The 11820-nt window shown below is 61.6% G+C and carries 12 protein-coding genes; 4 read left to right on the top strand and 8 right to left on the bottom strand.

Features of this window, described 5'->3' with window-relative positions; translation table 11 throughout:
• The first annotated feature begins 77 nt into the window (after window positions 1–77).
• On the top strand, window positions 78–1115 hold the full coding sequence (locus WH299_RS22185) for an Ldh family oxidoreductase (RefSeq protein ID WP_122726153.1): 1038 nt from the start codon (window positions 78–80) through the stop codon (window positions 1113–1115).
• A 34-nt stretch (window positions 1116–1149) separates the two neighbouring features.
• Here the strand turns inward: WH299_RS22185 and WH299_RS22180 are convergent, their stop codons facing one another.
• A complete protein-coding gene (locus WH299_RS22180; RefSeq protein WP_064452711.1) occupies window positions 1150–1470 on the bottom strand; it encodes a DUF883 family protein in 321 nt (106 codons plus the stop codon).
• 163 nt (window positions 1471–1633) lie between these two features.
• On the opposite strand from WH299_RS22180, the gene WH299_RS22175 reads away from it, so the two are divergent.
• The gene (locus WH299_RS22175) at window positions 1634–1888 is read left to right on the top strand and encodes a hypothetical protein (protein ID WP_003190904.1); all 255 of its coding nucleotides are present in this window, start codon (window positions 1634–1636) and stop codon (window positions 1886–1888) included.
• Here WH299_RS22175 and WH299_RS22170 read toward each other — a convergent pair.
• Entirely contained in the window at window positions 1881–2774 is an 894-nt protein-coding gene (locus WH299_RS22170; protein ID WP_339551303.1) for a LysR family transcriptional regulator, read from the bottom strand. The two genes, WH299_RS22175 and WH299_RS22170, sit on opposite strands and share 8 nt — an antisense overlap.
• Window positions 2775–2856: 82 nt before the next feature.
• Here WH299_RS22170 and WH299_RS22165 point away from each other — a divergent pair, with 82 nt between their 5' ends.
• Window positions 2857–3783 carry a carbon-nitrogen hydrolase family protein gene (locus WH299_RS22165; RefSeq protein ID WP_122726157.1) on the top strand — a complete coding sequence of 309 codons (927 nt, stop codon included), beginning with the start codon at window positions 2857–2859 and terminating at the stop codon, window positions 3781–3783.
• Window positions 3784–3855: 72 nt separating this feature from the next.
• Here WH299_RS22165 and WH299_RS22160 read toward each other — a convergent pair whose 3' ends face one another.
• The gene (locus tag WH299_RS22160; protein ID WP_016979398.1) at window positions 3856–4317 is read right to left on the bottom strand and encodes an LEA type 2 family protein; all 462 of its coding nucleotides are present in this window, start codon (window positions 4315–4317) and stop codon (window positions 3856–3858) included.
• 12 nt (window positions 4318–4329) lie between these two features.
• Complete coding sequence (locus WH299_RS22155; RefSeq protein WP_028615910.1) at window positions 4330–5757, bottom strand: nucleobase:cation symporter-2 family protein; 1428 nt, start codon at window positions 5755–5757, stop codon at window positions 4330–4332.
• A 235-nt stretch (window positions 5758–5992) separates the two neighbouring features.
• Here WH299_RS22155 and WH299_RS22150 point away from each other — a divergent pair, with 235 nt between their 5' ends.
• Window positions 5993–7618, top strand: coding sequence for a methyl-accepting chemotaxis protein (locus WH299_RS22150; protein WP_122726159.1), 1626 nt, complete (start codon window positions 5993–5995; stop codon window positions 7616–7618).
• 73 nt (window positions 7619–7691) lie between these two features.
• Here WH299_RS22150 and WH299_RS22145 read toward each other — a convergent pair whose 3' ends face one another.
• The 4 genes from WH299_RS22145 to WH299_RS22130 are packed head-to-tail and all read right to left on the bottom strand — an operon-like array spanning window position 7692 to window position 11720.
• Entirely contained in the window at window positions 7692–8669 is a 978-nt protein-coding gene (locus WH299_RS22145) for a 2-hydroxyacid dehydrogenase (protein WP_126571543.1), read from the bottom strand.
• Window positions 8666–9958, bottom strand: a complete 1293-nt coding sequence (locus tag WH299_RS22140) for an MFS transporter (RefSeq protein ID WP_122726163.1) — start codon at window positions 9956–9958, stop codon at window positions 8666–8668. Before WH299_RS22140 ends, WH299_RS22145 begins: the two co-directional genes overlap by 4 nt.
• Before the next feature lie 45 nt (window positions 9959–10003).
• On the bottom strand, window positions 10004–10945 hold the full coding sequence (locus WH299_RS22135; protein WP_122726165.1) for a sugar kinase: 942 nt from the start codon (window positions 10943–10945) through the stop codon (window positions 10004–10006).
• Window positions 10938–11720 carry a sugar phosphate isomerase/epimerase family protein gene (locus tag WH299_RS22130; RefSeq protein WP_339551300.1) on the bottom strand — a complete coding sequence of 261 codons (783 nt, stop codon included), beginning with the start codon at window positions 11718–11720 and terminating at the stop codon, window positions 10938–10940. The genes WH299_RS22135 and WH299_RS22130 overlap by 8 nt, the downstream gene beginning before the upstream one ends.
• Window positions 11721–11820 lie beyond the last annotated feature (100 nt).

Here is an 11820-nt window from a genome sequence, read left to right as displayed (position 1 = left end):
GCGCGAAACACTGTTTAATCGTCACTGCCGATTGTTCGTACGCAGTGCCCCTTCCAATAATTAAACGGGAGCTACCGATGTCTGCATCGCCTTTGGATCACGACGTTTCAACCACGCACCTGAGCTACGAGACATTGACGCTACTGTTGCAGCGCATCCTTCTGCGGCACGGCGCGTCTGAATCGGTGGCTCAGGTACTGGCCGAGAACTGCGCCAGCGCCGAGCGTGACGGGGCCCATAGTCACGGGGTGTTTCGCGTGCCTGGCTATGTGTCGACGTTGAACAGTGGTTGGGTCAACGGCAAGGCAGTGCCCATCGTTGAAGACGTTGCCAGTGGCTTTGTTCGGGTGGATGCGGCGAATGGTTTTGCCCAACCGGCGCTGGCTGCAGCCCGCTCACTGCTGGTCGACAAGGCCCGCAGTGCCGGCATTGCGCTGCTGGCGATTCATAACTCCCATCACTTCGCCGCGTTGTGGCCGGACGTCGAGCCCTTCGCCGAAGAAGGCCTGGTGGCGTTGAGCGTGGTCAATAGCATGACCTGTGTGGTGCCCCATGGCGCCGACCGGCCGTTGTTCGGCACCAACCCGATTGCGTTCGCTGCACCACGGGCGGACGGCCCTCCCATTGTGTTTGACCTCGCCACCAGCGCCATCGCCCACGGCGACGTGCAGATTGCCGCACGCAAAGGCGAGCGCCTGCCACCGGGCATGGGCGTCGACAGCCTGGGTCAGCCGACCCAGGACCCCAAGGCCATTCTTGAAGGCGGGGCGCTATTGCCGTTTGGCGGGCACAAGGGCTCGGCGCTGTCGATGATGGTCGAGTTGCTGGCGGCGGCGTTGACGGGCGGTAACTTTTCGTTCGAGTTCAATTGGTCGGAGCATCCGGGGGCACGTACGCCCTGGACCGGCCAGTTGGTGATTGTGATCGACCCGAGCAAAACCGCCGGGCAAAGCTTCGCCGAGCGCAGCCAGGAACTGGTGCGGCAGATGCATGCAGCGGGGTTGCGGCGGTTGCCGGGGGATCGACGTCATCGCACGCGCGCGAAGTCCCAGCAGACAGGTATTGAAATGGACACGAAAGAACTTAGGCAGTTGCAGGCACTGGCGGAAGGTTAAACGGAGCTGCGCCTGTTGCGCAGCCCCGATTGTTTCAGTTGCGACGGCCGAGCAGCAGGCCTACGACCAGGCCGAAACCGGCAGAAATCGCCACGGTCTGCCATGGGTGGCCACCGATGTAGGTTTCGGTGGCATCGACCACAGGCTTGCTGCGCTCGCGCACATTGGACACCGAGTCCAACGCTTGCTTGAGTTTGATGGCGACCTGCTCGCGCAGGGTTTCACCTTCCTCGCCGATCAGGGAGGCGCTGCTTTTGAGCAGCTTGTCCGATTCTTCGATCAGCGCGGTGAGTTCGCTGAAGGCTTGGTCCTTGATTTGGTCTTCGACGGCTTGGGCAGCAGTTTTGCGGGCCATTGTGTGACTCCTTGCGAGTGAATGTGGCAGTGAACAATGGAGTATCGGGCGTTGGCAAAAGTTGCAGTTTTTTTGCCGGCCGGCCGTTTCGAGCAAAATCCGGATCAGGAAAATTCGACCTACAGTGTAAGATGTCGCCTATTTGTGCAGCAGGTAAATCAACATGAGCTTCAATCTGGCCAACAAGACCCTCGCCGAACGTGCCGAGCTGGAAGATGAAAAGTCCCGCCTCTATGACCTGTGGCAAACCAACCTGGGCAAGGCCAAGGGCGAAGCGGCCCGCTTGTTCGGTGAGCGCGCCAAGCGCAAGGGCAAGTGGGCCGAGTGGGTGCGCGCCGAACTTGACGGCATGTCGCCGCCGGAGTTTTCCAACATGGTACGCAGTGAGGTCAACAAGTTGATGGCGGCGGCTAAGTAAAGCTCGCCACAATCGCTTCACGCACTTTCAGCAGCAGCGGATCGAGCTGCGCTTGAGTGCGCCAGCCCAACTCCACCGGGTAGCGTGGCAGGGCCAGTGGGCAGGCCAGTACCCGCAACCCGGTCATCGCGCCGATGGCCTCGGCGGCATGGCCTGGAATGGTCGCCACCGCCTGGCTGCCCTTGAGCAGAAAAGGCAGCGCCGCGAAGTGGCTGGTGGACGCACACACTTGTCGGCTCAGCCCTTGCGCGGCCAAACCCTCATCGGTGATCCCTATGAATCCGCCTGACGACACCAGTACGTGCTCGCGAGTGATGAACTCGTCCAGGCTGATGCTGGCCTGATCCGAATCCACCAGGCAGCGGTAATCGCCTTCTCCCAATACTTGGCGACTTAACCGGCCCTGGGCAAAGCCACCGGCTGTGATCGCAAGATCCAAGGTGCGGTCGAGCAGGGCGCCTGCGACGATCTGGCTATGGGTCTGGCGGAAAATCACCCGTAGTTTCGGTGCGCGCCGGGCGATCTCATCCATCAGCCTGCGGCCGTAGGCAATCTCGAAATCATCCGACAGCCCCAGCACTACGGAGCGCCCCTGATACTGCTGATTGTCCGGGTCGACCATGGCCAGGCTCTGCCGACAGCGATCCAGTGCTTCACTGATCAGCGGTTTCAACTGGTTGGCCCTCAGGGTCGGCGCCAGGCCACGCCCGGTGCGCACGAACAATTGATCGCCATACACCTCGCGCAAGCGCCGCAACCCCGCGCTGATGGCCGACTGCGTCACGCCCAGGCGCAAGGCCGCGCGGCTGGCGCTGGACTCGTCATGCAGGGCTTCAAAGGTTTTCAGCAGGTTGAGATCGACCTGGGCGATATTGATTTGGCTCATATCATTCAGCACTGAGGTGGGCTTTATTCATGATCGAGGCTGGCGGGAGAATGGGCAACCCCCATTACCTGGAGTGAACACGATGCCTGTTTCTACTGTGGCGGCCCTGCAAATCGGTTCCCTGCCTGATGGCAAGGGCGAAACCCTGGCGCAGATCCTCAGTTATGAAGACGAGATCCTGCGCAGCGGTGCGCAACTGGTGGTAATGCCCGAGGCGTTGCTGGGTGGCTATCCCAAAGGTGAGGCGTTTGGTACGCAGTTGGGGTATCGCCTGCCGGAGGGGCGCGAAGCCTTCGCGCGCTACTTTGCCAATGCTATCGATGTGCCGGGCCCTGAAACGCAGGCGCTGGCCGGACTGTCGGCGCGCACGGGCGCTAGCCTTGTTCTCGGTGTGATCGAGCGCAGCGGTAGCACGCTGTATTGCACCGTGCTGTATTTCGAGCCGGCGGGTGGGCTGGTGGCCAAGCATCGCAAGCTTATGCCCACTGGTACAGAACGGCTGATCTGGGGCAAGGGCGACGGCTCGACCCTGCCGGTGATCGATACGGCAGTGGGGCGTGTGGGCGGCGCGGTGTGCTGGGAAAACATGATGCCGTTGCTGCGTACGGCGATGTATGCCAAGGGCGTTGAGGTCTGGTGTGCGCCGACGGTAGATGAACGCGAGATGTGGCAGGTGAGCATGCGCCATGTGGCCCATGAAGGGCGCTGCTTTGTGGTGAGCGCGTGCCAGGTACAGGCGTCGCCGGCAGCGCTGGGGATTGAGGTCGCCAATTGGCCTGCCGAACGCCCGTTGATTGCGGGGGGCAGCGTGATTGTCGGGCCCATGGGCGACATTCTGGCGGGACCGTTGCTGGGAGAAGCCGGGCTGTTGACGGCGCAAATCAATACCGATGAATTGGTGCGCGCGCGCTATGACTACGACGTGGTGGGCCACTACGCCCGGCCGGATGTATTCGAACTGGTGGTGGATGAGCGCGCCAAGCCAGGCGTGCGCTACATCACCGACTAAAACACGATAGCCCCTGTAGGAGCCGGCTTGCCGGCGATAGCGTCCGTTCCAATGCAGTCGGTTGCATGGCGTTTACCAGGTGGCCGTATTCGGCAGGTCCAGTGTGCCACGGTCAACAAAGCGCATCGTGCCAAACAGCCCACCCGCCAGTTTGCCCCGCAGCACATAAGGCAGGTTGTTCAAACTCTGCGTTTGGCTCAGGCCCAGGGTTTGGCGCAACACCGAAAACGCCGAAACACTTACCGGCACCATGAGCACGGTCTCGGAAAAGCGTGGGATGGAGCCGCGTTGATCACTCACCCCTGACGCCAGCGGCCGGCCATTGACCTCAAGGTCCAGGGCCACGCCGTTGTAGTCGATCGCGGTTTCATTGGGGTTCTGCACCCGCAGCTTCACGGCGAAGCGCACTTCCAGGTCCTGGCTCTGCAGGGGCTCGATGCCCACCACGTTGATGTTCACCGGGTCACGGTTGGGGAACAGCGCGCAGGCGCTCAGGGTCAGCAGCAACAGCGATAGAACCATGAGCTTGCGCATATAAAAGTGCTCCTATTTCGTGACGTCCGGGTCCTGCATCACTTTGAGGGTCGAGGACTCTGGATCAAATTCATCTTCTTCCAGCTCTATGAACTCTTCCGGCAGGAAAATGTTCAGCAGGATTGCACAGAAAGCCCCCACGGTGATCGGCGACTCGAAGATGTTGTGCAGCGCCTTGGGCAGGTCGCGCAATACTTCCGGCACGGCGGCCACGCCCAGGCCCATGCCCAGGGAAATCGCCACGATCAGCACATTGCGGCGGTGCAGCCCGGCTTCGGCGAGGATCTTGATGCCCGCCACGGCCACGGTGCCGAACATGATCAGGGTCGCGCCGCCCAGTACCGGCTTGGGCATCAGTTGCAACACCGCGCCGATCATCGGGAACAGCCCCAGCAGCACCAGCAGACCGGCGATGAAGTACGCCACATAGCGGCTGGCCACGCCGGTCAACTGAATCACCCCGTTGTTTTGGGCGAAAGTCACCATCGGCAGGCTGTTGAAGGTGGCTGCCATCGCCGAGTTGAGGCCGTCGGCCAACAGGCCCGACTTGATGCGCTTGATGTACAGCGGGCCCTTGACCGGCTGCTGGGAAATCATGGAATTGGCGGTCAGGTCACCGGCCGCTTCCAGGGGCGAAATCAGGAAGATCACCGCCACCGGGATAAACGCCACCCAGTCGAACGAGAAACCGTATTTGAACGGCACCGGCACGCTGATCAAGGGCACCTGGGGCAATGCGGCCATGTCCACGCGCCCCATCAGCCAGGCCACGACAAAGCCCAGGGTCAGGCCGATCACGATGGAGCCCAGGCGCAGGAACGGGTTGTTGAAGCGGTTGAGCACCACGATGGTCAGCAGTACCAGCGCCGCCAGGCCCATGTTGCTGGCGGCACCGAGGTCGCTGGCGCCGAAACCGCCGGCCATGTCGGTAACCGCCACTTTGATCAGCGACAAACCCATCAAGGTAATGATGGTGCCAGTGACCACCGGGGTGATCAGTTTGCGCAGCTTGCCGATGAACTGGCTCAGCACCACCTCGATAAACGCGGCGAAAAAGCAAATGCCAAAGATCGTCGAGAGAATCTCATCGGTGCCGCCGCCCCGCGCCTTGACCATGAAGCCCGCGCTGAGAATTACGCTGATAAAGGAAAAGCTGGTGCCCTGAAGGCACAACAGCCCGGAACCGATCGGGCCAAACTTGCGCGCCTGCACAAAGGTGCCGAGCCCCGACACGAACAGCGCCATGCTCACCAGGTACGGCACTTCGCTTTCCAGGCCCAGCACGCCACCGACGATCAGCGTGGGGGTGATGATCCCGACGAAACTCGCCAGCACGTGCTGCAACGCGGCAAAAATCGCCGCAGTGAAGTGCGGGCGGTCTTCCAGGCCGTAGATCAGGTCGGATTTATAGCGCGGGCGGGGGGCTTGAGCGTCAGACAAAATACGGGCTCGGGTCAGAAAATGGAGGCGCAGGATGCCAGAAAGCGCCGGTCGTCAGAAGTGTAAAAAAATATTTATGAATGACCTGCGGGAAACCCCATGCCCTGCCGATATCGAGGATAGGCCCACATACCAACGACAACAGTGGTGACCACAGGTCGGAACGGCGCGTTGACGCCGACTGATCGTTTCGCGGCAGGGACGCTCGCAAACACTCCTTCTGAGAGCACTCCCTATGTCCCTGCGCCAGTTGAACATTGCCCCTCGAGCGTTCCTCGGTTTTGCATTCATTGCGTTGTTAGTGGTTTTACTGGGGGTGTTTGCGGTCAACCGCATGGCACAGATTCGCCAATCCTCAGTGGAAATGACCGCGACCCAACTGCCCAGCGTGACCTCGCTGGGCATCATCACCGAGAATGTGCTACGCCTGCGCATCCTGTCGTTCCGCGTGCTGGTCAACCGCGAGCCGGCCAGCCTGCAAGAGGCTGAAACCCGCATGGGCGTGCTCGCCGACAAGGTCAAGACGGCCCAAGCCAGCTACGCAGCTCTACCTGCCGGCCCGGAAGAAGCCGCGCTGTACAAAACCTTCGTGGTCACGCTGGACAACTACTTCAAGGCACAGGCCGACATGCTCGCGCTGTCCAGGCAGGGCAAAGTGGATGAGATGCGCGCACTGATCAACAGCCGCATCAAGGACGGCACCGACCAGATGGGCGAGCAACTGAACAAGCTCATCGCCATCAACGCGGCCGATGCCAAGACCGCTGACGCTGAAGCCGGGCAGAGTTACGACGGCGCCATCACCGGCGTCATTGCAGTTTCCGTGGCTGCGGCATTGCTCACCGTGCTGCTGGCGTGGCTGTTGACCCGCAGCATTGTCACGCCGCTGCGCAAAGCCGTGGAGGTTGCCGAAACCATCGCCGGTGGCAACCTGAGTAAAGCCATCGAAGATGACGGCAAGGACGAACCGGCGCGCTTGCTCGGCGCCTTGGCGGCCATGCAGGCCAACCTGCGCCAGACCATCCAGCAGATCGCCGGCTCGGCCACTCAGCTTGCCTCGGCAGCGGAAGAGTTGAGCGCGGTCACTGAAGAAGCCTCCAAAGGCTTGCAGCAACAGAACAACGAAATCGATCAGGCGGCCACGGCTGTCAACGAGATGACGGCGGCGGTGGAAGAAGTGGCGCGCAACGCGGTGTCCACCTCCGAAGCGTCCAGCCAGTCCAACCAGGCTGCCCGTGAAGGGCGCGACCGTGTGGTGGAAACCGTCGGCGCGATCCAGACCATGACCCAAGACGTACAAAACACCGCTGCGATGATTGAAGGCCTGGCCACCCAAGGCCGCGACATCGGTAAAGTGCTGGACGTGATCCGCGCGATTGCCGAGCAGACCAACCTGCTGGCGCTGAACGCCGCCATTGAAGCGGCCCGTGCCGGTGAAGCCGGGCGTGGCTTTGCCGTGGTGGCAGACGAAGTGCGTGCGCTGGCCCATCGCACCGCGCAGTCGACCCAGGAAATCGAGAAAATGGTCGCCGGCATCCAGAACGGCACCGGTGAAGCCGTGCAATCGATGCAGCAAAGCAACCAGCGCACCCAGGACACCCTGGAAATGGCCCGCGCCGCCGGTGTGGCCCTGGAGCAGATCACCCAATCCATCAGCCTGATCAACGAACGCAACCTGGTGATCGCCAGCGCGTCGGAAGAGCAGGCTCAGGTGTCCCGCGAAGTGGACCGCAACCTGGTGAACATCCGTGACCTGGCGACCCAGTCGGCGGCCGGTGCCAACCAGACCAGTGCGGCCAGCCACGAACTGTCGCGCCTGGCGGTGGATTTGAATGGGATGGTGGCGCGTTTTGTGATCTGAATGCGTCAGGAACCTGCTTTTTGTGGTGAGCGGGCTTGCCCCGCGCGAGGCAAGCTCGCTCACCACAGTAAAATCAGTTTTTCCACACTGCTGCATTCACCAGGTTTTTTGGTCGCTTACCGGCCAACGCCTGCAACAGATTATCCACCGCACATTTGGCCATGGCCTCCCGCGTTTCATGGGTGGCCGAGCCGATATGCGGTGTCGCCACCACATTGTTCAAGCGCAACAACGGCGAGCTGTGATCCAGCGGCTCCTTTTCAAACACATCCAACCCCGCCGCCCGAATGGTGCGCTGCTGCAACGCTTCCACCAGCGCCGCCTCATCCACCACCTTGCCCCGCGAAATATTGATGAAGATCGTCTCCGGACCCATCAGCGCGAACTGTTCTGCGCCAATCAACTTTTCGGTTTCGGCGGTAAGTGGCAAGGTCAGGCAAACAAAGTCGGCCTGTTGCAGCAAGTCATTCAAGCTGCGGTACTGCGCGCCGAAACGTGCCTCCACCGCCGGCTTGGGCGAATGGCTGTGGTAGATCACCGGCATACCAAAACCAAAATGCCCACGCTGGGCCAAGGCTTCACCGATGCGGCCCATGCCGATGATGCCCAGGGTCTTGCCATGCACATCGCTGCCGAAATGCGCCGGGCCGATGTTTTTGTTCCATTGACCGGCGCGCACCATGTCGGCCAGCTCGACCACACGCCGGGCGGTGGCGAGGATCAGCGCAAAACCGGTGTCGGCGGTGGTTTCGGTGAGCACGTCGGGGGTGTTGCTGAGCAGGATGCCGCGCCCAGTCAGGTAGTCGATGTCGTAGTTGTCGACGCCGACCGAAACGCTGGCCACGGCCTCCAGCTGCGGCGCCAGATCAAGCAGCTTGGCATCCAGACGCAGGCTGGCGCCCAGCAGACCGTGGGCGCCGGGCAGGGCGTCGCGCAGCTTGGCCAGGCCGGTGTCATCCAGCGCTTCGATCAGCGTCACCTCGGCCTGTTCATGCAGGCGGGCCATCAGTGGCGCGGAGAGTTTCTTGTACAACACGACAGACTTTTTCATGCGGTCTTTACCTTCAATTCCAGATTGGGCGCCGGCGTGCGGTCACTCGCGCCGGGCTTGAGAAAAATCGTCAGTACCACCGACAGCAATAACGCGCCGCTCATCAGCAGGTACGAAGCGCCGGGCGAACCGGTGCTGCTATTGAGATAGCCCACCAGGTACGAGCCGCCGAATGAACCCAGGGCCCCCATGCTGTTGATCAACGCCATGGCGCCCCCGGCGACATTGGCCGGCAGGATCTCCGGGACAATCGCGAAAAACGGGCCGTACGGCGCGTACATGCAGGCCCCGGCAATCACCAGCAAGGTGTAGGACCACCAGAAGTGTTCGGCGCCGAGCACGTAGGACGCGTAGAAAGCAATCGAGGCAATCAGCAGCGGCGGCCATACGAAACGCTTGCGCTTTTGCAGCTTGTCCGAGCCCCACGACACCACCAGCATGCCAATTACCGCCGCCAAATAAGGCAGCGCCGACAACCAGCCGGCCTCGACCATGTCCATCTGCAAACCTTGCTTGAGGATCGACGGCAGCCACAGCACAAAGCCGTACACGCCAATGCTCCAGCAGAAAAATTGCAGGGCCAGGATGATCACTTTGGGCGAACGGAACGCCTCAGCGTAGTTCTTCACCGCCTTGATCCCGACTTGCTCGGCGGCCAGCGCGGTTTCCAGGTCCTGTTTCTCAGAGTCGCTCAGCCACTTGGCATCCTTTGGACGCTCATCGGCCAGCTTCCACCAGATAAACGCCCACAGCACGGCCGGCAGGCCTTCGATGATAAACATCCAGCGCCAGCTGAAATGCTGCACCAGATAGCCCGACACCACCGACATCCACAGCATGGTCACCGGGTTGCCGAGGATCAGGAAGGTATTGGCGCGCGAGCGTTCTGCACGGGTAAACCAGTGGCACAGGTACACCAGCATCGCCGGCATCACGGCGGCTTCGACCACGCCGAGCATGAAGCGAATCACGATCAGCATGTAGGCGTTGGACACCACGCCGGTCAGGGTGGCCAGGCCGCCCCACAGGATCAGGCTGACGAAGATCAGCTTCTTGACGCTGCGTTTCTGCGCGTAGATCGCCCCCGGCACCTGGAAGAAAAAGTAGCCAAGGAAAAACAGCGCGCCCAGCAATGACGACATGCCGGGCGTGATCATCAGGTCCTCGGCCATCCCGGAGGCGGCGGCAAAGCCATAGTTGGCGCGGTCCAGGTAGGCCAGGCTGTAGGTGATAAAAACGATGGGCATGATGTACCACCAACGGCGGGTGGCGAGTTTCACGGTTTCCATGGGGTTGCTCCTGAGCTTGTTGTAGTTGTGGCAACAGGTAGTGGGTTAGGCAACGGATCGGATCGGTAACTCTGAACGGGCGGGCAGGCCTTCCATATCGCCACGGCTTTGCACGGCGCGACTGCCGATCCAGTTGCCGCGCTGTACCGCCTCGGGAAAGCTGAGGTTTTCCAGCAGGGCGCTGATCATGCCCACGGCAAAACCGTCGCCGGCACCGACCGTATCCACGACTTTTTCCACCCGCACGGCGGCGACAAAGCCCTGGTCCATCTGGGTGCGGTAGTAGGCGCCATCCGGGCCGAGCTTGATCGCCACGGCTTCGGCGCCCTGGTCGAGGTAGAACGCGGCGATGTCGGCCGGGTCATCGAAACCGGTGAGCAGGCGGCCTTCGCCCAGGCCCGGCAAGACCCAGTCGGCCAGTCCCGCGAGCGTGTTGATTTCACGGATCATCGTTTGTTGGCTGGCCCACAACGACGGGCGCAGGTTGGGGTCGAACGACACGCTGCGCCCGGCCTTGCGCATCTGCGTCATCAGCTCGACGGACAACTCGCGCGTCGCCTCGGACAATGCGGGCGGAATGCCGGTGGCATGCAGATGGCGAGCTTGCAGCAGGGCAGGGCTGATGGCGGCGATAGATAACTGACTGGCCGCCGAACCCTTGCGGAAGTACTCCACCTGGGGATCATCGCCCGCTTCTTCACGAGACTTGAATTGAAAACCGGTGGGGTGTGCCGGATCGACCGCCACATGCCGGCAATCCAGGCCCTCCTGGGTCAAGGTGTCGACCACAAAGCGCCCGAGCGAATCATTGCCCACTCGGCTCAGCCAGGCGACGTTGAAACCCAGGCGCGACAGGCCGATGGCGACATTGCTGTCGGCACCCGCAATCCGTTTATGGAACTGAGCCACCTGGGCCAAATCGCCGGTCTGTTCGGCGACAAACATCGCCATGGTTTCACCAAACGAGAGGATATCGATCTCAGACATGCGCATGCTCCGAACGAGGTTGGCCCAGCAGGGTGAGGGTGGCGACCTGCTGCGCAGTGACCGCGACCAGGTCATCGCCTTGCAGCGGGAATTCCACGGCCCGGCTAATACCTGGAGTCATGTGCTTGAGCAGTTGTTCCCACAGATGCAGGTCGGTGGCGCCAGGCGGCAGGGCGACCAGCTTGCCGTCGGCACGCCGCGCCACCGCCTTGCAGTGCAGGTAATCCACATGGCGGCCCAGCAGGCGCGCGGCGGTGAGGGCGGATTGGTCTTGCCACTGCCAGTTGCCGATGTCGAAGGTCATCTTAACCGGCAGGCCCAGGCGTTCCACTTCGGTGAAAAAGCGCTGCATGGGTTCGATGCGGCCACCGTGCAGGGTCTGGTCGTTCTCTACCAACAGGCGGACCGGGTGGCGGTTGAGCAGGGCGTGCAGGCTTTCCAGGTCGTTGGTGTCGGTGAAGTAGCCGAGGGAGACTTTCAGCCAGCGTGAGCCAAACGCTTGCGCCCGATCCAGGGTGGCCGCGAGTTCGGCATTCGCTTGGGCGCGGCCGGCGACCCACAGTTCCAAAGGCGATGAGAACACCGACTTCAAATCCTGTTGCGCTGCTGCCTGGGCCAGTTCGGTGGGCTGTTCGTCCGTTAAAAGCTCTTCGCGCCATTCGATGCACTGGGCGCCGGCGGCGGCGAGGACCTCGACGAAACTAAGCTGGCCCTGCTGACGTACCAGCTCGGCGCCGTAGCTGGAAAGGCTGATGGAGACGGAGTATTTATGCATTGTTGTTTACCTCTGAAACCGGTTTCATTTTTATACGTAAACCAACATCTGTAGGAGCCGGCTTGCCGGCGATAGCGTCCTTGAAATGGACGCTTGCCTC

Source organism: Pseudomonas sp. MYb541 (assembly GCF_037479595.1).
GTDB lineage: Bacteria > Pseudomonadota > Gammaproteobacteria > Pseudomonadales > Pseudomonadaceae > Aquipseudomonas > Aquipseudomonas canadensis.
Note: the sequence above shows the minus strand (reverse complement) of the source record. Positions and strands in the feature narration are given on the sequence as shown.